Origin of the sequence: Phyllobacterium sp. 21LDTY02-6, assembly GCF_023554255.2 — a bacterium.
GTDB lineage: Bacteria > Pseudomonadota > Alphaproteobacteria > Rhizobiales > Rhizobiaceae > Phyllobacterium.
On sequence record NZ_JAMJWD020000006.1, the window covers coordinates 169,780 to 191,115 of the forward strand.

General features: G+C 60.2%; 20 protein-coding genes. 10 read left to right on the forward strand and 10 right to left on the reverse strand.

Annotation, left to right across the window (positions count from 1 at the left end; translation table 11 throughout):
- Positions 1-3: 3 nt before the first annotated feature.
- On the reverse strand, positions 4-909 hold the full coding sequence (locus M8997_RS19325; protein ID WP_250019556.1) for a S1C family serine protease: 906 nt from the start codon (positions 907-909) through the stop codon (positions 4-6).
- 159 nt (positions 910-1,068) lie between these two features.
- On the opposite strand from M8997_RS19325, the gene M8997_RS19330 reads away from it, so the two are divergent.
- Positions 1,069-1,347: a DUF1905 domain-containing protein gene (locus M8997_RS19330; protein ID WP_250019555.1), complete on the forward strand. Its 279-nt coding sequence runs from the start codon at positions 1,069-1,071 to the stop codon at positions 1,345-1,347.
- A 35-nt stretch (positions 1,348-1,382) separates the two neighbouring features.
- On the opposite strand, the gene M8997_RS19335 is transcribed toward M8997_RS19330, so the two are convergent.
- Together M8997_RS19335 and M8997_RS19340 are read right to left on the reverse strand one after the other, a co-directional pair.
- Positions 1,383-4,499: an efflux RND transporter permease subunit gene (locus tag M8997_RS19335; RefSeq protein ID WP_250019554.1), complete on the reverse strand. Its 3,117-nt coding sequence runs from the start codon at positions 4,497-4,499 to the stop codon at positions 1,383-1,385.
- Positions 4,499-5,617, reverse strand: a complete 1,119-nt coding sequence (locus M8997_RS19340; protein WP_250019553.1) for an efflux RND transporter periplasmic adaptor subunit — start codon at positions 5,615-5,617, stop codon at positions 4,499-4,501. The genes M8997_RS19335 and M8997_RS19340 overlap by 1 nt, the downstream gene beginning before the upstream one ends.
- Before the next feature lie 202 nt (positions 5,618-5,819).
- Here M8997_RS19340 and M8997_RS19345 point away from each other — a divergent pair, with 202 nt between their 5' ends.
- Positions 5,820-6,398 carry a TetR/AcrR family transcriptional regulator gene (locus M8997_RS19345; RefSeq protein WP_250019597.1) on the forward strand — a complete coding sequence of 193 codons (579 nt, stop codon included), beginning with the start codon at positions 5,820-5,822 and terminating at the stop codon, positions 6,396-6,398.
- A 47-nt stretch (positions 6,399-6,445) separates the two neighbouring features.
- On the opposite strand, the gene M8997_RS19350 is transcribed toward M8997_RS19345, so the two are convergent.
- On the reverse strand, positions 6,446-7,336 hold the full coding sequence (locus tag M8997_RS19350) for a helix-turn-helix domain-containing protein (RefSeq protein ID WP_250019552.1): 891 nt from the start codon (positions 7,334-7,336) through the stop codon (positions 6,446-6,448).
- Between the two features lie 84 nt (positions 7,337-7,420).
- Here M8997_RS19350 and M8997_RS19355 point away from each other — a divergent pair, with 84 nt between their 5' ends.
- The 5 genes from M8997_RS19355 (at position 7,421) to M8997_RS19375 (ending at position 13,598) form a co-directional block, all read left to right on the forward strand.
- Positions 7,421-8,695 carry an extracellular solute-binding protein gene (locus M8997_RS19355; protein WP_250019551.1) on the forward strand — a complete coding sequence of 425 codons (1,275 nt, stop codon included), beginning with the start codon at positions 7,421-7,423 and terminating at the stop codon, positions 8,693-8,695.
- A 70-nt stretch (positions 8,696-8,765) separates the two neighbouring features.
- On the forward strand, positions 8,766-9,626 hold the full coding sequence (locus tag M8997_RS19360) for a carbohydrate ABC transporter permease (protein ID WP_250019550.1): 861 nt from the start codon (positions 8,766-8,768) through the stop codon (positions 9,624-9,626).
- A complete protein-coding gene (locus M8997_RS19365) occupies positions 9,623-10,459 on the forward strand; it encodes a carbohydrate ABC transporter permease (RefSeq protein ID WP_250019549.1) in 837 nt (278 codons plus the stop codon). The genes M8997_RS19360 and M8997_RS19365 overlap by 4 nt, the downstream gene beginning before the upstream one ends.
- 11 nt (positions 10,460-10,470) lie before the next feature.
- Positions 10,471-11,553 carry an ABC transporter ATP-binding protein gene (locus M8997_RS19370; protein WP_250019548.1) on the forward strand — a complete coding sequence of 361 codons (1,083 nt, stop codon included), beginning with the start codon at positions 10,471-10,473 and terminating at the stop codon, positions 11,551-11,553.
- A 41-nt stretch (positions 11,554-11,594) separates the two neighbouring features.
- Positions 11,595-13,598: an aldo/keto reductase gene (locus tag M8997_RS19375; RefSeq protein ID WP_250019547.1), complete on the forward strand. Its 2,004-nt coding sequence runs from the start codon at positions 11,595-11,597 to the stop codon at positions 13,596-13,598.
- Positions 13,599-13,635: 37 nt separating this feature from the next.
- Here M8997_RS19375 and M8997_RS19380 read toward each other — a convergent pair whose 3' ends face one another.
- A complete protein-coding gene (locus M8997_RS19380; RefSeq protein WP_250019546.1) occupies positions 13,636-13,836 on the reverse strand; it encodes a hypothetical protein in 201 nt (66 codons plus the stop codon).
- Between the two features lie 92 nt (positions 13,837-13,928).
- On the reverse strand, positions 13,929-14,684 hold the full coding sequence (locus M8997_RS19385) for an SDR family NAD(P)-dependent oxidoreductase (protein ID WP_250019545.1): 756 nt from the start codon (positions 14,682-14,684) through the stop codon (positions 13,929-13,931).
- 241 nt (positions 14,685-14,925) lie between these two features.
- Between M8997_RS19385 and M8997_RS19390 the strand changes: the two genes are divergently transcribed.
- A complete protein-coding gene (locus tag M8997_RS19390; protein ID WP_250019544.1) occupies positions 14,926-15,834 on the forward strand; it encodes an AraC family transcriptional regulator in 909 nt (302 codons plus the stop codon).
- 23 nt (positions 15,835-15,857) lie between these two features.
- Here the strand turns inward: M8997_RS19390 and M8997_RS19395 are convergent, their stop codons facing one another.
- Positions 15,858-16,778, reverse strand: coding sequence for an NmrA/HSCARG family protein (locus M8997_RS19395; protein ID WP_250019543.1), 921 nt, complete (start codon positions 16,776-16,778; stop codon positions 15,858-15,860).
- 101 nt (positions 16,779-16,879) lie between these two features.
- On the opposite strand from M8997_RS19395, the gene M8997_RS19400 reads away from it, so the two are divergent.
- A complete protein-coding gene (locus M8997_RS19400) occupies positions 16,880-17,290 on the forward strand; it encodes a helix-turn-helix domain-containing protein (RefSeq protein ID WP_250019542.1) in 411 nt (136 codons plus the stop codon).
- Positions 17,291-17,293: 3 nt separating this feature from the next.
- Here the strand turns inward: M8997_RS19400 and M8997_RS19405 are convergent, their stop codons facing one another.
- Positions 17,294-18,211 (reverse strand): LysR family transcriptional regulator, encoded by a 918-nt coding sequence (locus M8997_RS19405; protein ID WP_250019541.1) that lies wholly within the window; start codon positions 18,209-18,211, stop codon positions 17,294-17,296.
- A gap of 119 nt (positions 18,212-18,330) precedes the next feature.
- Between M8997_RS19405 and M8997_RS19410 the strand changes: the two genes are divergently transcribed.
- Positions 18,331-19,023, forward strand: coding sequence for a type 1 glutamine amidotransferase domain-containing protein (locus M8997_RS19410; protein WP_250019540.1), 693 nt, complete (start codon positions 18,331-18,333; stop codon positions 19,021-19,023).
- A gap of 43 nt (positions 19,024-19,066) precedes the next feature.
- Here the strand turns inward: M8997_RS19410 and tdh are convergent, their stop codons facing one another.
- Together tdh and M8997_RS19420 are read right to left on the reverse strand one after the other, a co-directional pair.
- On the reverse strand, positions 19,067-20,104 hold the full coding sequence (gene tdh, locus M8997_RS19415) for an L-threonine 3-dehydrogenase (RefSeq protein ID WP_250019539.1): 1,038 nt from the start codon (positions 20,102-20,104) through the stop codon (positions 19,067-19,069).
- A 1-nt stretch (position 20,105) separates the two neighbouring features.
- The gene (locus tag M8997_RS19420; protein ID WP_250019538.1) at positions 20,106-21,302 is read right to left on the reverse strand and encodes a glycine C-acetyltransferase; all 1,197 of its coding nucleotides are present in this window, start codon (positions 21,300-21,302) and stop codon (positions 20,106-20,108) included.
- Positions 21,303-21,336 lie beyond the last annotated feature (34 nt).

Genomic DNA, 21,336 nt, shown 5'->3' on the forward strand with positions numbered 1-21,336 from the left:
GATCTACTGCAGTTGAGGCTTCTTCAGGAAACTGTTGCGATCAGCCGTCTTTATTCGCAGCCATGCCTCCCGTCCGTTGCGGATGACCCTTAGCGGTATCTCAGATCCGACCGGGCCGCTCGTCCATACTTTTCGGTAGAAATCGGCCAAGCCGTTGATCTCGGCGCCTTCGATTTCGGAGATGATATCGCCATCGCGCAAGCCGGCCTCGGCGGCCGGGCCTTTCGGCGAAACGCTCATGACAACGACCTTGCCATTGCTCTCGGCAGAAAAAGCGCCAAGCCAGGGGCGCGGCGGCTTGTTGACCCTGCCCTGCACCAGCAGATCGTCGAGGATCGGAAGCAACAGGTTTATCGGCACGATCATGTTTATGTCGGCCCGGTCTTCATTCATCATCATCTGCAAATGCAAGGAGCCGATACCGAGAAGCTTTCCGTCCTGGTCGAAGAGCGCGGCACCACCCCAGGACGGATGTGCCGGTGCGATGAAGATCGCTTCGTCCAGAAGATATTCCCAATATCCCGCGAACTCCTGTTTTGCGACAATTCTTGACCGCACCGTCTGCCCGAGCCCGTCGATCAGCGCTACGGGGCTACCCAATGATGCAGCACTGGCGTCTCCGAATTTCACCGAAGGAAGGTCAAGAGGAGCCATGGGCAGTATGAGACCGAACCCGCTTTCCTGATCGTAGGCGAGGACGTGTCCGGGCACCACATGCCCATCGTGTCGGGTCAGCCAGATCTCCTCGGCTTCCGTGATCAAATAGCCGATCGTCAGCAATAGTCCGTCTTCGCGGATGACAACAGCGCTGCCTTCTCTGACTGTCCCCAATGCCGGCGCGGTGAAGGCATCGTCCGGGATCACAGACCGCAAAACTACGATTGATTGTGAGAGCTCGTTGGTCGTCATGGCATCCATCTCAAGCGGAGGAACAATTTATCCTCCATGAAAAATCGGATCGTCTTCAGCATCGCACATTCGGCCGTGCTGTCAAAACAACTGGCCTCTCCCTGTCGGATTTGCCCAGCGTCGTGCGTCCTAGAGATATAATGCCATTGGAGTATGACGATGCAACAGACATTGGACGAAGCTTTCGAAGCAACAATCCAGAGGAGCCCGGCCAAGGGCGGCTGGACCTATGTGGTCTGGCCGCACTCGGTGGAGTTCTTTGGTACCCGGGGACTGGTAAAGGTTCGGGCGGTCGCCGAGGGCATGCCATTTCAGAGCGCTTTCATGGCTCTCGGGGATGGCCGGCACAAGCTGCCGCTCAAGGGCGACCTGCTCAAATCGATCGGCAAGCAAGCCGGCGAGATGATCAGGATCAGACTGGTCCAACGGTTGAGCTAGGGACAACGGCCAGCGGCGATCGAGAAGCGTCCCAGCTATTCTGCCGCCCTTGGCATGTTTACCGCCAATTCGTCTGCCGTTGCAGCGGGATTGGGCACCTCGTCCCGCGCGGGCTTGATGCCGAACCATGCGGCATAGAGCGCCGGCAGGAAGAGGAGGATCAGCACCGTGCCAGCGGCCGTGCCGCCGATCAACGTATAGGCCATCGAGCCCCAGAACACCGAATGCGTGAGCGGAATGAAGGCAAGAACAGCCGCAAGCGCGGTCAGGATCACCGGCCGTGTCCGCTGAACCGTAGCCTCGATGACGGCATGATAGTCATCAAGGCCCGCCGCCCGGTTCTCCTTGATCTGCTCGGTGAGGATCAGTGTGTTGCGCATCAGAATACCGGCCAGTCCAATCAAGCCGATTATGGCATTGAAGCCAAACGGCTGATCGAAAACGATGAGCATCGGGACGACGCCCGCGAGGCCGAGCGGGGCCGTCAACATGACCATGGTCATGGTCGAAAGACTGCGGACCTGCAGGATGATGATGATCAGCATGGCGGCAATCATGACCGGGAAAATCTTTGCGAGCGCAACGTTGGCCTTGAGCGATTCCTCGATATTTCCGCCCATTTCGATGCGATAGCCCACGGGGAGCGAAGCGATCAGCGGCTGCAAGGCCGTCATGACCTGCTGTGATACCTCCGGTGGCTGCGTCCCCTCGCTGATATCCGAGCGGATCGTGATGATCGACGTTCGGTCTCGACGTTTGAGGATCGGCTCTTCGAACCGAATTTCGGAGTACCCGATCTGATCCAGCGGAATTTGGCGGCCATCCCTGCTCATCAGCGAAAAATCGGCCAGTCTTGCCGGATCCAGGCGATTCTCGCCGGCACTGCGGGCTATGACAGGTACGTCGCGGATGTTCTCACGCACCTGCGTAAAGGGAATGCCCGTCAGCAGAAGCTGCATCTGCTGGGCTGCTTCGGTCGGCGAAAGACCGATTAGGCTAAGCCGTTCCTGGTCGGGGACATAACGAAGAACAGGCGTGCGATTGCCCCAGTCGCGGTTTGCCTGCCTGACATCGGGAACACGCTTCATGATATCGAGAGCTTGCTCGGAAATCCGGTACAATTGCTTCGGATCCGGCCCCATGATGCGGAATTCGACGGGGAATGGCGTATATGGACCGAATACCAGCTGCGTGACGCGCACGAACGCTTCGGGCGCAAGCCCCGCCGATATGGCTTCCCTGAGCCGATGCTTCAACGACTCGCGCGCCTCCGCATCCGGGGTAAGCACGACAATCTTGGCGAATGCCGGGTCGGGCAGTTCCGGTGCCATGGCGAAGAAGAAGCGCGGAGCCCCCTGCCCGATGTAGCTGGTAACGATCTCCGCATCGGGCTGGTCCTTCAGCCACCGTTCGAGCTTCTCGACGGCGGCAGTCGTCGTTTCAATGCTTGTGCCCTCCGGCAGGCGGACCTCGACGAGGACTTCCGGGCGGTCCGACGTCGGGAAGAACTGCTGTTTCACCACGCCCATTCCGGCGACCGAGAGCGCCATGACGACGCCGACGATCGTGCATGTCAGGAATTTGTGGCGCACGGCGAAGGAGATCAGTCTGCGCAGCCGGCGGTAGTTTGGCGTATCGTAGATCGCCTCGTGGCCCCCATCCACCGGCTTGATCGCCGGCAGCATCTTGACGCCGAGATAAGGTGTGAAGATCACCGCGACGATCCAGGAGACGATCAGCGCGAAGCCCACGACCCAGAAGATGTTGCCCGCATATTCACCGGCGCTCGATCTCGCAAAGCCAACGGGCATCAACCCAACGATCGTCACAAGCGTTCCGGACAACATGGGTGCCGCAGTATGGCTCCAGGCAAAGGCCGCCGCCTTGATGCGATCCATGCCCTCTTCCATCTTCACCACCATGACCTCGATGGCAATGATGGCATCATCAACCAGAAGTCCAAGCGCCAGGATGAGAGCGCCGAGCGTGATACGGTCGAAAAACCTGCCGGTCTCCAGCATGATGAGGAACACGACCGCAAGCGTCAGCGGGACCGCGAGCGCCACTACAATTCCAACACGCCAGCCGAGGCTGACCAGGCTCACGAACAACACCACGCCCAGCGCCATCGCGAATTTCAGCATGAACTCGCTCACGGCCTCGTCGATGTTCACCGCCTGATCGCTGACCTTGGCAAGCGTCATGCCGAGGGGCAATGTCTGCGCGATCGCAGTCGATCTTTCTTCCAGAGCCTCGCCCAGATCCAAACCGTTCCAGCCCTGCTGCATCACGGCTCCGAGCATGATGGCCGGCTCGCCCTCGTGGCGGATGATGTAGGTCGCCGGATCTTCATAGCCACGCCGGACATCCGCAATGTCGGACAGCTTCAACGTGCGTCCGGCAGCGACGATCGGCGTATCGGAGATCGCCTGGATGCTGTCATAAGCCCCGTCGAACCTGATGAAGACCTGCGGCCCGCGCGTATCAATCGATCCGGCCGGCGTGACGGTATTCTGCCGCTGCAAGGCCGCAGCTATTTCCTGTACGGATATCCCGAGAGTTGCGAGCTTGTCATAGGAAAACTCCACGAATATCTGTTCGGGCCGCTCGCCCAGAATGTTGATCTTCTTGACCCCAGGGACATGCAGAAGGTCCTGCCGTATCAGTTCTGCCTGTCGCACAAGCTCCCGCATTGGCATGCCCTTGGCCTTCAAGGCATAGAGCGCAAAGCTCACATCAGAATACTCGTCGTTGACGAAGGGGCCGAAAACGCCCTGCGGCAGGCTTCCGGCCTCGTCTCCGAGCTTCTTGCGGGCCTGATAGAACTCTTCCTCGACCGCATCGGGTGGCGTGCTGTCCTTCAGCGTGACTGTCAGGAAGGCAAAGCCCGGCCGCGTCGTTGTCTCGACCCGGTCATACCAGGTCAGTTCCTGGATACGCTTTTCGAGCGGCTCGGCTACAAGGTCCTGCATCTCGCGCGCGGTCGCGCCGGGCCATGCGGCGGTGACCGTCAGCGTCTTGATGGTGAAGGATGGATCCTCCGCCCGGCCGAGCTTGGCAAAGGCGTAGATGCCGGCCGCAGCCAGAAGGAGGATGAAGAACAGGGTGACGGCTCGCTCGCGAACCGCCAGCGCGGAAAGGTTGAAGCTCATCACTTGGCCGCCTCTGCCTGGAGCGCGGTCCTCACGGCAGCGCCTTCCTTGAGAAGATGTGCCCCCAGCGCAACGACCTCCTGCCCGGGCGCGATGCCTGTCACGATGGCGGTTTCTCCGCCGAGCTGTTTGATCCGGACGGCGGCGAAGCGCACGGTCGAGGAATCTCGATCGAGGATCCAGACCCCGGTGCGATCACCATCATCGAGCACCGCACCGATCGGCACGGAGATTTCCGGCTGCCTTTCGCCGTTGGAAATTCTGATCGTCACCGTTGAGCCGAGTGGTGCCAGAGCAGCATCTCCCTCGAGCACGTAGCGCGCCTCATAGGTGCGGGTCTGGGCATCGGCAGCATCGGAAATCTGTCGAAGGCGCGCTGTCCCGACCCGCTGGGCGTCACCATATCGCCAGGCTTCGGCCTCCGAGCCTATGGTGGGACGTATCGTTTCAGGAAGGGAAACCACCGCCTCGCGCGGGCCGGCATGCGCCAGTTGAACCACCGTCTGTCCGGCGGCGACGACTTGTCCGGGTTCGCCGAGCGCAGCGGTCACCGTTCCGTCTGCGCCTGCCACCAGCGTGGAATAGGTCGCTTCATTCCCGGCAACATTGGATTCCGCTTCAGCCGCAGCCAATTGTGCTTCGGCCGTATCCAGGGCCGCCTTGGCCTGCTCGTAACGCTGCGGCGTTGCGGCCACCCTGTCCCTGACAAGTGACGCATAACGCTTCTCGTCGGCACTCGCCTGGACGAAGGCCGCGCGCGCGGCAACCACCGCATTGCGCTTCGCCGTCAAGGCAAGGCGCAGATCCGTGTCATCGATGCGCATCAAGGCTTGACCTGCCTTGACCTGCTGGCCGGCATCCACAAGGCGTTCGACAATCTTGCCGGGGACGCGAAACCCGAGATTGCTCTGGACCCGCGCCGCAATCGTGCCGGTGAAGGACCTTGAAGCGCTTGCCACACTCGCCGTTTCGACTGTCTTGACCAGTTGCGGGGCGATGCGGGGATCGATTGCAGCCGACGCCTCCCGCTCCGGCCATTGCGAGAAAAGAACAACCGCGGTGACGGCGGAGGCCGAAAGCACAATCATGCCGATGAAAAGAAGCCGTTTGTGCCTCATGCCTTTTAACCTCGCGGAGTGTGCGCTTACAGTGCAAATTAGATTATGATCGAACTCTATAATTCATTTAAAGTTCGAACGCAATCTAAATTCCCGGCAGTTGCGCGTAGGTCTCGTAGCGATGATCGACCGGCAAGAACTTGCATGGCAGCAGCCCATCACTTATAGAGTTCGAACACCATCTAATTGGAAGAAGGTCACCATGCGTGTCAGTCGGGTTCAAGCATCGGAAAACCGCCAAGCGGTGATTGAAACTGCAAGCCGTCTCTTCAGGGAGCATGGCTTCGATGGAATCGGCCTGAAGGGATTGATGGAAGCCGCCGGTCTGACGCAGGGGGCGTTCTATAAGCAGTTCGCCTCCAAGGAAGATCTCATCGCACAGGCCTCAGCCCGGGCCTTGGAAAGCGCGACACAGCAATGGTCGGCGGCGGCAACAGCAAAGCCGATGGATTCGCTTGGCGGAGTTATCGCGTTTTACCTCAGTCCCGAACATCAGAACGAAAAGATGGACGGCTGTCCTGTCGTTGCACTCGGTTCGGATGCCGCCAGGCAGGGCAGCGCCGTGAAGGCTTCATTCGAAGCGGGAATAAAGACATATCTCGACATACTCGAGCGCATGATTTCCGAAAGTGGCGATGGGGAGATAGAGAGCAAGGCCATGGCAATTCTATCCATCATGGTCGGAGCGATGACGCTCGCACGCGCCGTGAACGACCAGGCCCTCGCCCAGGCATTCTTCGATGCGACGGTAAAACAGGTCAAGGCGATCGCCGCGTCATGAGCAGGGGCGATGGCCACCTTGCAACCGCCGAATAGCTCGCTCGAAGGTCAAACCGCGGCGGAGCGTACTTCACGGCGGAAGTCGGAGGGCGCCATGCCGGCGATCAGCCGAAAAGCCTTGTTGAAGGCGCTGACCGAGCCGAAGCCGCTATCCATCGCGATTTGCAGGATGCTGCCATTGCCGCTGACCAGCATGGCCTGCGCCCGGGAAAGCCTGAGCAGTGTCAGGTATTTGATCAAGGTCATGCCCGTCGTCTTCCGAAACAGGTTCATGGCATATTTCGGGTGAAGGCTGGCGGCAGACGCGATATCGCCGGCATCGATCTCCTCGAGGAAATTGTCGGCGATGAAGTCGCACATGCGCACAACGCTGTCCGAAAGCGAAATCGACGGATTGTCGTTCACGATCCTGTTGTCGGAAGAAACGATGGAATAATGCTCGATAAACATCCGTTCGACACGCAGCAGAAGCTCCTCCACCGCGTGTTGGGCTTTCAATGTGTCGCCGGAAGTCACATAGCGATACCAGCGGGGAAAATTCTCGTCGTCGGCGCTGTCCGTCGCGGAGGTCAGCATCGTGGTGCCGCGCATCAGCATGCCCGATACAGCGGCCGGAAGGCGCATGCGGAAGAAATAGACGAGCGGCAGATGTGCACCGGCATAGATCGAATCGTCGGATGATCGGTCCATCTGGTGCGGCTGTCCGCCCCAAAAGAGGCACATCTGGCCGGCGTCGAGCTGCAGATCATGGCTGCCCATGCGGTAATGTACTGATCCGCGCATGATGTAGTTCACCTCGATTTGCGCGTGCCAGTGAGGTCGAAGCATGATCGGCGGATGGCCGTGGAACAACTGCAGCGTGGTCGGAAAGCCTTCGATGCTGCTGGCCCCGGGGTGGTAAATCGCTCGCTCGCCGACCTTACTTTCTGCCAAATTCATGTTCCCATTGTACGAGACAAATATCCGCCTGCCGCTAATCTGCCCATGTTCGATCAGAACGGCAATTGAAAAGGGAGGTTTTCAATGTGCGTCAAGTTCCTCGGCGCGGCGGTTTCGCTCGCGCTTGTCTGGGCAGTTCCTGCCGCCGCGCAATCCACCGACATAACGATCTGGAGCTGGAACGTCGCCGCCTCGGCGCTGAAGTCCACGCTCGAAGGCTTCAACAAGAAATATCCCGACATCAAGGTCACGATCGAGGATCTCGGCAACGACCAGGTCTTCGACAAGGCGCTTGCCGCCTGTGCCGCTGGCGGTGACGGGCTGCCTGATATCGTAACCATTGAAAACTTTGAGGCGGAAGTGTTCTGGAACCGGTTTCCGGACTGTTTCACCGATCTGACGGAACTGGGCTATACGCCCGAAGTGCAGGCGCTTTTCCCGGAATTCAAGCGAACCGAGCTCGAAGTCGATGGCGTGGCCTATGCCATGTCATGGGATTCGGGGCCTGTTGCCATGTTCTATCGCCGGGACTTCTACGAAAAGGCCGGCGTCGACCCCGCGACGATCAAGACCTGGGACGATTTCATCGTGGCGGGCAAGAAGGTGATGGAGGCCAATCCCGGCACGGTGATGGCGCAGGCCGACTTCAACGGCGACAGCGAATGGTTCCGCATGATCTCCAACGAGCAGGGATGTGGTTACTTTTCGACAGATGGCCAGAGCATCACGATCAATCGCCCGGCCTGCGTCGCAACCCTTGAAAAGCTCAAGCAGATGAAGGATGCCGGCATCATCACAGCTGCGATCTGGGACGAAAAGATTCAGGCGAATACCGCGGGCAAGACCGCCAGCCAGATGTATGGCGCCTGGTACGAAGGCACCATTCGCTCCGGTTCGCCGGATCTCGCCGGCAAATGGGGCGTCTATCAGATGCCGAGCCTGACGGCCGATGGGCCGCGCGCCGCCAATCTCGGCGGATCGTCGCTCGCGATCAGCGCGGCATCGGAGAACAAGGACGCCGCCTGGAAATATATTGAATATGCGCTGACCACGAATGAGGGCCAGGTCGCGATGCTGAAATCCTTTGGCCTCGTTCCCTCGCTTCTGAGCGCCGTCAACGATCCTTTCGTCAAGGAACCGCAGCCCTATTGGGGCGGCCAGGCCATCTGGTCCGACATTCTTGCCACCTTGCCGAAAATCGTACCGGCCAGGGGCACCGCCTTCCAGTCCGACGCTGATTCCATCTACCAGGCCGTCCAGACCAAATATTTCGCCAATGGTTATCCCGATGCGAAAGCAGCCCTGGACGACGCCGCCAAGCAGATCGAAACGGCAACCGGACTTCCCACAGCGGAATGAGCGTATCTGGCCGGCATGAAACAATGCCGGTCAGGTCCATTTCATTGAAACTCGGTGATGGGAGAAGATGATGCTCTTGCGCAACAGGATCGCCTATGCGTTCCTCGCCCCCTATCTTTTGATCTTCGCGACCTTTTGGCTATGGCCGATCATAAGTTCGTTTCTGATCTCGTTCCAGAACACGCGCGTCAATCCGTGGAAGTTCAATCCTTCCGTCAACTGGGGACGCCTGGTCGCCGATCCGGCGTTCTACAACGCGCTCTACAACACGCTGATCATCCTGGTCGTCCAGGTGCCGGTGATGATCGCACTCGCAACCATCATGGCCGTGCTGCTCAATTCGCCGCTGCTGAAGGCAAGACCGTTCTATCGTTTCGCCTTCTTTGCACCGGTAGTTGTCGGCGAGGTGGCCTATGCGGCGGTCTTCAGGCTGATGTTCTCCATCGATTTCGGCATCGTCAACAAGCTGATCGGCGTTGCCGGCCTGGCGCCCGTCTCATGGTTCGACAATGGGACCGCAGCCATGGCGCTGGTCATCATCGCCGTGACATGGCGGTGGGCCGGTTATAACGCCATCATCATCCTGGCCGGCCTGCAATCCATTCCCGGCGACGTCTACGAAGCCGCCACCCTCGACCGCGTCAGCAAGATACAGCAGTTCTTCCACATCACCCTGCCCTTGCTCAAGCCGATCATTCTGTTCTGCGTCGTGCTTTCGATCATCGGCACGATGCAACTGTTCGCCGAGCCCTTCCTGATCACCAATCGCGGCGGTCCGGGCGGCGCAACGGAAACGCTCGGCCTGCTGCTCTACAGGCAGGGCTTCACCTCGCTCAATTTCGGCTATGCATCAGCGATAGCATATACGATTGCCGCTTTGGCCGTGGCTTTCTCGCTGCTCAATCTACTAGTAGGGAGGGAGGCGAAATGAAGTCCAAATCCCGCACGCTGATGATGCGCAAGCTTGTCCTCCATGCAGCGCTGACGCCACTCGCGATCATCTGGCTGTTTCCGCTGTGGATGATGTTCGTGTTCTCCACGACGCCGGATTACGGTATTTTCAGCCCGGAAATCGTGCTCTGGCCATCGACGAACTTCGTCGAGAACTTCAATAACCTGCAGTCGGATACGAATTTCCTGCGGGCAATGTTCATCTCGATCACCGTCGCCGTCATCTACACCATCCTGTCGGTCATGCTGACCTCGATGGCGGGCTGGGCCCTCGCCCGCTATCGCTTCGCCGGCCGCTCCGTGGTCATCGCCATCATCCTCGGCACGATCACGCTTCCCTTTGCCGTGGTGGTGATCCCGCAATTCATCATGGTGGCGCGAGAATTCAAGCTGGCCAACACCTGGGTGGCGCTGATCGTGCCACCCTTGTTCAATTCGCTCGGCGTCCTGTTCATGCGGCAATCCTTCTCGATGATGCCCTCGGAGCTATTCGACGCCGCCCGGGTAGAAGGCGTGAAGGAATGGCGCATTTTCCTGCATATCGCCCTGCCGCTGGCGCGGCCGACCATGGCCGCCCTGTCGATCATTCTCTTCCTGGCTTCCTGGAACAATTATCTCTGGCCGCTTCTGATCAATTCGCGGCCGGGCGTGATGACCGCTCCCGTAGCGCTCGGCACGCTGATCGGTCTCACAAAGGTCTCCTGGGGAGGCATCATGGCGGGAGCAGTACTCCTTACCGCGCCGATGCTCGTCGTGTTCATCTTCCTGCAACGTCATTTCATCTCCGGCATCGCAGCCGGGGCCGTCAAGTAACGGGAGGCAGCATGGCCGGACTCACACTTACCAATGTCATCAAGCGGTTTGGAACCCACGAGGTCATTCACGGTGCAAACCTCCAAGTAGCCGATGGCGAATTCGTCGTCTTCGTTGGCCCCTCGGGATGCGGAAAGTCGACGCTGCTGCGCATGATCGCGGGGCTCGAGGACATTTCGGACGGAACCATCGAGATCGGCGGCACGACGGTCAACGATGTGGAGGCGTCGGAGCGGCGCATAGCCATGGTGTTCCAGTCCTACGCGCTTTATCCGCACATGACGGTGCGCCGGAACCTTTCCTTCGGCCTGCAGATGAGCGGCAATCCGCAGCAGGACACCGAGCGCCGCGTTGCACATGCGGCGAACATCCTGCAAATCAACGATCTGATGGATCGACGCCCCGGCCAGATCTCCGGCGGGCAGCGCCAGCGCGTCGCGATCGGACGCGCCATCGTGCGCGAGCCGCAGGTGTTCCTGTTCGACGAGCCGCTGTCCAATCTGGATGCCGAGCTTCGGGTGCAGATGCGCGTCGAGATATCGAGGCTGCACAAGCAGCTCGGAACGACGATGATCTACGTCACCCATGACCAGACGGAAGCGATGACGCTGGCGGACAAGATCGTCGTATTGCGGGCGGGACGCATCGAGCAGGTCGGCGCGCCGCTCGATCTCTACGACAACCCGGCCAACCAGTTCGTTGCCGGGTTCGTCGGCTCGCCCAAGATGAACTTCCTCAAGGCAAAAGTCGAACAGCGGCGGGAATCCGGCGTCACCATCTCGCTTGTCGCGGACCCGGACGTCAAGCTGACGCTCCCTTTGTCGAGCGCGATACCGGAAGGATCGCAGGTCACGCTCGGCATCCGGCCCGAGCACTTCCTCGATGCAGGCGCTGGCGACGCCGACCTGACGGGGCGCATCGATGTCGCCGAGCATCTCGGCCACACGAGCTACGTCTACGCTACCCTCGCCGATGAATCGCTCATCATCGAGAGGCCGGAATCGCGCCATGCCGGCCAAAGCGACCGCCTCACTATCGGGCTTTCGGCGGCGCGAAGCTTTCTCTTCGACGCGCAAGGCAACCGGCTGCGCTGATCCCCATCCCCTCCTCCCAGGACTAGCCAAAAGGAAAACCAATGACATCACAGCAGAAGATCCGCTGGGGCATTATCGGCCCCGGCACCATCGCGCGAACTTTCGCGGAAGGCATCGCCCATTCCGAGAGGGGCAGCCTCGTGGCGATTGCCACCCGGGATGCCTCCAAGCCAGGCTTGAGCGAAGCATTTCCGGGCGCGCGCGTCGTTGAGGGATACGAAGCGCTGCTTGCCGGGGCCGATATCGATGCAGTCTACATCGCGACGCCACATACGGGCCATGCCGAATGGGCCATCAAGGCCATCCGCGCGGGCAAGCACGTGCTGATCGAGAAACCGATGTCGCTCTCGGCCTTCGATGCCGATGTCATCTTCCATGAGGCCAGGAAGGCCGGCGTTTTCGCCGGCGAAGCCTATATGTACCGCTTCCATCCGCAGACGCTGCGGATCGTCGAACTGGTAAGGCAAGGCACGATCGGCGACGTGCGCATCATTCGTTCGAGTTTCGGCTTCAATATGGGTAGTTTTCGTCCCGAACATCGCCTGTTTGCCAATGACATGGCAGGGGGCGGCATTCTCGATGTCGGTGGTTATCCGGTTTCGATGGTGCGCTTGCTGGCAGGGGCGGCCGAGGGCAAGCCCTTCCTCGATCCCGTCGCCGTCTCCGGTGTCGGCAATCTCGGCGCTTCCGGCGTCGATGAATGGGCGTCGGCCGTACTGAAGTTCGATAGTGGCATCATCGCCGAGGTATCCTGCTCGATCATGGCGCAGCAGGACAATACATTGCGCATCATCGGCTCGAAAGGTTCCATCGAGGTCAAGGATTTCTGGTTCGCCTCCGGCCGGCAAGGCGGCGTCGGCCTTATCGACATTATCAATGGCGAAGAGCGGCGAACGATCGAAGTGGAAGAGAAGCGCTACCTCTATTCCTTTGAGGTGGACGCCGTGGCCGAAGCTGTCCGTGCCGGCCAGACCGAGTTTGCATCCCCGGGCATGAGCGCGGCGGATTCCCTTGGCAATCTGCGCGTTCTCGATCAATGGCGGGCATCTATCGGCCTCGAATACGGCGTCGAGACGGCTGCCAGGCGCGTCACGAATGTCGCTGGCGCGCCTGTCCAGCCCGGCAATACGCTTCCAAGGCGCCAGCTCCCCGGTTTCGCCAAGCCGCTTGCGGCAGCGGCACTCGGATTTGAGTTCTTTTCCAACTTTGCATCCGCATCACTGACTCTCGATGCCTATTATGAAGCCGGTGGCAACGTCTTCGACACCGCCTATATCTACGCCGGAGGCAAGACAGAGAGCATTTTTGGAGACTGGCACAGCAGCCGCAAGGTGCCCCGCGACGACATCGTCGTGATCGGAAAGGGCGCACATTCTCCGCTCTGCTATCCGGATGTCATCGCCAAGCAGCTGGACCGGACCCTGGAGCGACTGAAAACGGACTATGTCGATCTCTATTTCATGCATCGCGACAATCCGGACATCCCCGTTGGCGAGTTCGTGGATGCCATGGATGCGGAAGCCAGACGAGGACGCATACGCGGCTTTTTCGGCGGCTCGAACTGGACGCGCGAGCGGATGGACGAGGCTATCAGCTATGCCAATGCGAATGGGAAGACCGCGCCTGCGGCGCTGTCCAACAACTTCTCGCTGGCCGAGATGCTGGACCCGATCTGGGACGGTTGTGTCGCTGCTTCCGACGCCGAGTGGAAGGAGTGGCTGAATGCCCGGCAGATTCCGAACTTCGCCTGGTCGAGCCAGGGACGCGGCTTTTTCACTGACAAGGCCGGTCGCGACAAGCGCGATGACGCCGAGATCGTCCGCGTCTGGTATTCGGACCGAAATTTCGACCGTCGCGATCGGGCGATCCAGCTGGCGAAGGACCACGGATGCAGTCCGATCCAGATCGCGCTTGCCTATGTCGTCTGCCAGCCGCTCCCGGTCATACCGCTCATCGGACCACGAACGGTAGCAGAGCTTGAAGACAGCCTCGCAGCACTTCAGATAAGGCTTTCGGACGACGAAGTGCGCTGGCTCGAAGGCTGACCTGCAGGCAGCTTCGGATAGCACCGCCCAAGGAGTGCTATTCGTTCTGCCTGCCGCGTTGCCGGGGGTCGACACCTCCGGCAGCGGTCGTGTCATTTTCCACATCGCCTTCAAACGTGTTTTCGCCGTCTGGCTCCGCGTCGCGGTCCCGGATCGTTCCCTTCGATGTCCCGATTCCGGGATTGCGCTTCAGGTCGACGTCGCTGGGCGTCGCTGTTTTGGGGTGCTTGCTGTTCATCGATCATCTCCTGCAGCTGGATGTCACCGCATCGTTTCGCTGAACGCCCCCAACCTCCGAGTTCGCCGCCGGTTCCCCATAAGCCTCGGCGATCAGATGACCTGCCCGCCGGAGACTTCGATGCGCTGCGCAGTCAACCAGCGGTTTTCAGGACCAAGCAGGCTGGCGACCATGGGCCCGATATCGTCGGGCACTCCGACGCGGCCCAGTGCGGTCATGCTCGCGAACTGGCTGTTGAGATCCGGCATGTCGCGAACGGCGCCACCAAGGAAATCGGTCTCGATCGCCCCCGGCGCCACGGTATTCGCGGTGATGCCGCGAGCAGCGAATTCCTTGGCCATGTAGAGCGTGAGGATTTCGACGGCACCCTTTGCGGCGGAATAGGCCGAGAAGCCGGCAGCCGATATCCGGGTGAGGCCCGAGGAGAAATTGACGATACGGCCACCGTCTGCGAGCAGCGGCAGCAGTGCCTGCGTCAGGAAGAACACGCCCTTCACATGGGTGTCGAAGAGTGCGTCGAACTGCGCTTCGGTCGTCTCGGCAAAACTCGCCATTTCACCCTGGCCCGCATTGTTCACCAGATGGTCGAACGTATCGCGGCTCCAGATGGAGGAGAGTGTCTCACGGACAGTACCGGCAAACGCCTTGAACGAAGCCACATCCGTTACGTCGAGTTGCAGGGCGACCGCCTTGCGGCCAAGGGCCTCGATCTCTTCGACGACTGCCTGGGCGTCGTCCGCGCCGGTGCGGTAGGTCACGATGACGTCGCCGCCGTGGCGCGCAATGCTGATCGCGGTATTGCGGCCGAGCCCGCGGCTGCCGCCGGTGATGATGGAAACTGTGCTCATGTCTGAATTCCCTGTAATCCAAGAGTTGGGTTGATGACCCTGGTCTTATGACAGGTGGCGTGGCCGTTCTGTTGCTCGATCCTCGGCAAGCATTGCCTATTTCTCCGAACAGATTCGGATCGGACCAGCAGTGCTCTGCTAAGAAATCCCGAAGTCTTGCCTGATTCGACAGACCGGCTTGCCTAAGGCTCCATTTCACGCTCTACTATGCTTGCAGATCCAGTATCTCCGGACGGAAAACATGAGCAGCACCCTTCTCGGCAGCACCCTTCTCGATTGCGTTCGCCGCTTCGCCGACGCCCATGCCGACGGGTCCGGCGTCGCCCGCACGCCAATCCCGGGCCTGTATGCGATGCGCGCGACGGCGCCGAGCCAGATGCAATATGCGATCTCGAAGCCACTCGTGGCGATGGTGCTGCAGGGCAGCAAGCGCGTGATTATGGGCAGCACGACCTTCGATTTCGGCGCCGGCGATTCCCTTCTCATTTCGGCCGACGTTCCTAACGTCAGCCAGATCACGCGTGCCACTATCGGTGCACCATATTACTCGTTGGTGCTGGATATCGATCCCGCCGTCACGCAATCGCTCGTCATGGAAATCGGCGTTGCCAATGCGGAGGCAGGTGCTCCCGTTCGGGTCGATGCGACCGAAGCGGAGGTGGCGGACACTGCACTGCGTCTCATGCGCCTGCTTGATCGGCCAAGCTCCATCCCGGTCTTGAAAGATCAACTGGTTCGGGAACTGCACTATTGGCTGCTGACCGGTCGTCACGGAGCCGGCATCCGCTCGCTCGGCTTTACCGACAGCCACGCCAACCGTATCGCCCGTGCCGTGGCGCTTATCCGGAACGCCTACGCCGAGACCTTGCCGGTGGAGCGTCTGGCGGACGCCGCCGGCATGAGCCTTTCGTCATTCCATCAGCACTTTCGGGCGGTCACCTCTCTTTCTCCTTTGCAGTTCCAGAAGCAGCTTCGCCTCCTGGAAGCGCGGCGAATGATGATTTCGGAAGGGGCAGCCATCAGCAATGCGGCCTATTCGGTAGGCTATGAGAGCATTCCGCAGTTCACGCGGGAATATGGCCGGCTGTTCGGGTCATCGCCGGCCAAGGATATCAGAGAGAGCGTCGGAAAAGTTCAGGTAGCGGCGTGAATGCCGTTGCCCGTCTTGTGCGGTCACACCCGGTCTGCATATTCCCATGAACCGGAGGTGCCCAAGGCCTGCCGGAACAGTTCGCGGCCATCGGTTTCGAGCCAATGGGCAAACGTCGTCATCTGTGGGTTGATCACCCGCAACTTTTCGAGATCGGCCTTGCCTGACAATCTCCCGGCATCGAAAAGCGCAGTGAGCTTTGCGAGGAAAGCGTTGCCCGCCAGTACCTCCTCCGGAAAGCGCTGGTAAGCGATGGGCCGGCCCGCGGTTCTGGAAAACAACGCCTGCAGTTCCCCGCCGGTGACCCGATCACTGGCAATCTCGAAGGTTTTGCCGCCGAATTCGGCAGGATTGGCGAATATTGCGGCGACAAATCTGCCAATGTCCGCGACTGCGATGAACTGCATCGACTGGTCCGGCCGCATGAAAAAGTTGAACTGTCCCTGATCCAGGCCGAAACCCGGCATCATCAGCATTTCCATGAAGGATGCCGGGCGCACGATCGTTGCCGTGATCGGCAGCGTACGGATATGCGCTTCGATCCGCGCCTTGCTGTCGAAGTGGCCCATTCCCGTCGGTACATCGCCGACAGCGCCGCCCGAGCTATAGACCAGATGACTGACCCCTGCCTCCACCGCAAGGTCGGCAATGGCGATACCCATGCCGACTTCCTCTTCGTCGGTGACCGTGCCTCCGGGTGAACTCGGCTGCACGCTGAAGACACCGTGGACGCCAGACATCGCATCGCGGATGGTTTGCGGCTCGGCGAACGCACCCTGAACCACCTCGATGCCATTGGCCTGAAGGGCCAGCGCCTTGGACCCGTTCCGGTCGCGGACGAACGCGCGAACGCGCCAGCCCGCATTCGACAAGGCGCCGGATACGGAACCGCCCTGCTGGCCGGTTGCTCCGAAAACCAGGATGGGACGATTATGATTGGACATCTGAGAAACCCTCTATGTTGAACAAGGGTTACCCATATATACTATTGGAAATGCGATAGAAGACGGCACATTTCTGAACCCAGAGCACAAGGATGATACGCTTGGAGAAACTCGTGCATGGCAGGCCTTATCAACTGACGGAGCGGGGACCCAGATTCAAACCCTGCGCACCCAACAGCGTGCTGGCGCGGCTTGGCGACAAATGGACGATACTCGTCATGTCGCATCTTGCTATCGCCCCCGGCCATCGGCTGCGTTTTTCGGAGCTGAAGACCGGCATCGAGGGCATCACGCAGCGAATGCTGACGCTCACTCTCCGCAACCTCGAGCGTGACGGCCTTCTGGTACGGCACTATTTTCCCGAGGTGCCGCCGCGCGTGGAATATGAACTGACCGGCATGGGGGCGAGCATGCTGCCAGCGCTTGAAGGATTCACGTCCTGGATCCGCGAGCACTGGCCCAGCATCGAGGCATGCCGCCAGTCCTATGACGAGACGCAAAAGCAGAAATAGCGGTCAGGCAGATACGGACTCCGCCGAGATTTGCCTTGCGACCTCACCAATCAGCGAGCGTAGCCACCGATGCGCCGGATCGCTGCGATATCGGACGTGCCAGGCAAGCTCGACAGGAAAGCTCCCGAGATCGACCGGCGCAGGTAGAACCTTCAACCGCTGGTCACGGCGGAGCCGCTCGCAGATCAGCCGTGGCAGCGTGGCGCAATAGTCCGTAACGGCAATCATCTCCGGAACGGCCAGAAAATGCGTCACCGATACTGCCACGTCGCGTTTGACGCCACGTTGCTGCAACGCCTGGAACAACCCGGTGCGCATCCGGCCGGGAGGCAGCACATTGACATGCTTCATCCGCTCGTACTGTTCCTGCGATATGCTGTCGCCGATTTCCGGATGATCCTTGCGCACGACGCAGGCCAGGCCATCATCCATGAGATGCTGAACGACCATGTTGTCCGGCGCATCCATGATCCTGCCGAGCACCATCTCCGTCGTCCCGGAAATGGCCCCCGTCTCGACAAGATCATTGCCGAATGGCGTCAGACGAAGCCTGAGACCCGGGGCCTGTTCGCGCAGCCGTGCGGCGATCACCGGCATCAGGACGAATTCGACATAGCTGTTGGGGGCGACGGTAAACTGACGGGTAGCGAGGGCGGGATCGAATTGCTGTTGGCCCAGAATCGCGTCGTCCAGGCCTGCGAGCGCGGCGCGCACGACAGGGGCAAGTTCCTCGGCCATCTGCGTCGGCTTCATGCCGTAGCGCTCGCGGATGAAGAGAGGATCGCGCAACGTATCGCGCAGACGATTGAGCGCATTGGACAGCGCGGGCTGCGTCATTCCAAGCCGCCGAGCAGCGCGGGTAACGTTGCGCTCGTCCATCAGAGCCAGGAAGATCGGCAGGAGATTCAGGTCATATTTCATTCAATCATATTGCTTGGAACATATCTGCAATCAAGAAGATAAATTTCCGAAATAATCAAACCTGAGGCATGATCAACGCATCCAAACAGCTGCTACAGCAATTCGAAAGGATCAAGCACATGAACATCCTGATGGTGCTCACCTCGCATGACGAACTCGGCAATACCGGCCGCAAGACCGGCTTCTGGCTGGAGGAATTCGCCGCGCCCTATTACACCTTCCTCGAAGCGGGCGCGACGGTCACGGTCGCATCTCCGAAAGGAGGCCAGCCGCCGCTCGACCCGAAGAGCAACGAGCCGGACTCCCAGACGGAGCAGACCCGGCGTTTCCATGACGACTCCGCCGCGCAGGCAGTTCTTGCATCGACGGTGCCGCTCGCGTCGGTTGCCCACGACGATTACGACGCCGTCTTCTATCCCGGTGGCCATGGTCCGCTTTGGGACCTGGCGGAAGACCGAAATTCAATCAACCTCATCCAGTCCTTGTATCGCTCCGGCAAGCCCGTCGCCTTCGTTTGCCATGCACCCGGCGTTCTGCGGCATGTCCAGGCCGAAGACGGTACGCCTCTGGTCAAGGGCAAGAAAGTCACGGGCTTCAAGAACACGGAAGAGGACGCCGTCGGCCTGACGGATGTCGTCCCCTTTCTGGTCGAGGATGTCCTGAAGCAGAATGGCGGCATCTATTCGAGCGGCGCCGACTGGTCATCCCATGCGGTCGAGGACGGCTTGCTGATCACCGGCCAGAATCCGGGATCCTCCGTGGAGACAGCCGGCATACTGATCGGCAAGCTGAAATCCGCGACAGCCGCCTGATCGGAAGCGCGCACGGCAATGACTGCATTTTCGGATGGTGGCGCTATTGCCAGTCGAGCACCACCTTGCCGGAGTTGCCGGAGCGCATCGCATCGAAACCGGTCTGGAATTCATCGATGGGCAGCCTGTGCGTGATGATGGGCGAGAGGTCGAGCCCACCCTGCACGAAGGCGATCATCTTGTACCAGGTCTCGAACATTTCGCGGCCATAGATGCCCTTCAGGTTGAGCATCTTGAAGATGACCTTGTTCCAGTCGATCTCGAAGCCCGTCGGTGCAATGCCGAGAATGGCGATCTTGCCGCCATTGTTCATCTTGTCGATCATGTCGCGGAAGGCCGGGGCGGCGCCGGACATTTCGAGCCCGACGTCGAAGCCTTCGGTCATGCCGATATCCTTCATCACGTCGGCGAGGTTCTGCTTCGACGCATCGACCACATGGTCGATGCCGAGTTGCCGCGCGAGGGCGAGCCGTATCGGATTGATGTCCGTTATGACCACCTTGCGCGCGCCGGATCGCTTGGCGACGAGGGCACCCATGATGCCGATCGGCCCGGCGCCCGTCACCAGGACGTCCTCACCGACGAGATCGAAGCTCAGCGCCGTGTGAACGGCATTGCCGAACGGGTCGAATATCGCCGCCACCTCGTCGGGCACGTCATCGGGGATCGGCACGACATTATATTCGGGAATGCAGACATATTCGCCGAACGAGCCGGGCCGATGCACGCCGACGCCGAGCGTATTGCGGCACAAATGGCCCCGCCCGGCCCGGCAGTTGCGGCAAACGCCGCACACGATATGACCTTCGCCGGACACGCGCTGCCCGACCTTGTATTTTGTCACGGCGGAGCCGACATCGGCGATCTCGCCACAGAATTCATGGCCGACGACCATCGGGACCGGGATCGTCGCCTGGGCCCACTGATCCCAATTGTAGATGTGGACGTCGGTTCCGCAGATCGCGGATTTCCTGACGCGGATCAACACGTCGTTCGGCCCCGGTTCCGGCACGGGCACCCGCTCCATCCAGATGCCGGGTTCGGCTTTCGCCTTCACGAGGGCTTTCATCATGTTGGACATGTCAGTTCGCTCCGATAATTCCAAGCTCGCGCCCGACTTCGGCGAAGACTTCGATTGCGCGGGCCACATCGTCGCTCGTATGGGCGGCGGACATCTGCGTACGGATACGCGCCTGTCCCTTGGGCACGACAGGGAATGAAAACCCTATCACATAGACGCCTTTTTCAAGCATGCGCGCGGCCATTTGCTGGGCCAGCGCGGCATCCCCGAGCATGACCGGGATGATCGCATGATCGGCGCCGGCGAGCGTGAAGCCGAGCTTTGTCATGTCGCGCCGAAAATGCTCGGCATTCGCCTGCAGCCTCGAGCGCAATTCGCCCCCGCTCTCGATGAGATCGAAAACCTTGAGCGAGGCAGCGGCGATGACCGGCGCCAGCGTATTTGAGAACAGATAGGGCCGCGAGCGCTGCCGGAGCCATTCGACGACTTTCGCCGACGCCGACGTATAGCCGCCGGACGCGCCGCCGAGCGCCTTGCCGAGCGTGCCGGTGATGATGTCTATCCGGCCTTCGACGCCGCAATGTTCGGGCGAGCCGCGGCCATGCTTGCCGACGAAGCCGACGGCATGGCTGTCGTCGACCATGACCATGGCGCCATATTTGTCGGCGAGATCGCAGATGCCGCCGAGATTGGCGATAATTCCGTCCATCGAGAAGACGCCGTCCGTCGCGATCATCTTGAAGCGGCTGCCTTCGGCCTTCTTCAATTCTTCCTCAAGCGCCGCCATGTCATTATTGGCGTAGCGGAACCGCTTGGCCTTGGAGAGCCGCACGCCGTCGATGATCGAGGCATGATTGAGGGAGTCGGAGATGATCGCGTCTTCCTCGCCAAGCAATGTCTCGAACAGTCCGCCATTGGCATCGAAACAACTCGAATAGAGGATGGTGTCCTCCATGCCGAGAAAGCTCGAAATGCGGCTTTCCAGCTGCTTGTGTTCCTCCTGCGTGCCGCAGATGAAGCGAACCGAAGCCATGCCATAGCCGTAACGGCTCAGTGCCGCTCTGGCAGCCTCCGCAAGTTCCTCATTATCGGCAAGGCCGAGATAATTATTGGCGCAGAAGTTCAGGACCTTGGCGCCCGATGCGACCTCGATCCTGCCCGATTGCTTGGAGGTGATGACGCGCTCGGATTTGTAGAGCCCGGCGCCCTTCAGCTCTTCCAATTCTGCCGAAATATGTTCGATGAAAGACTTGGTCATGGCGGTCCCGATGTCGACACGGTCAATTGATGCC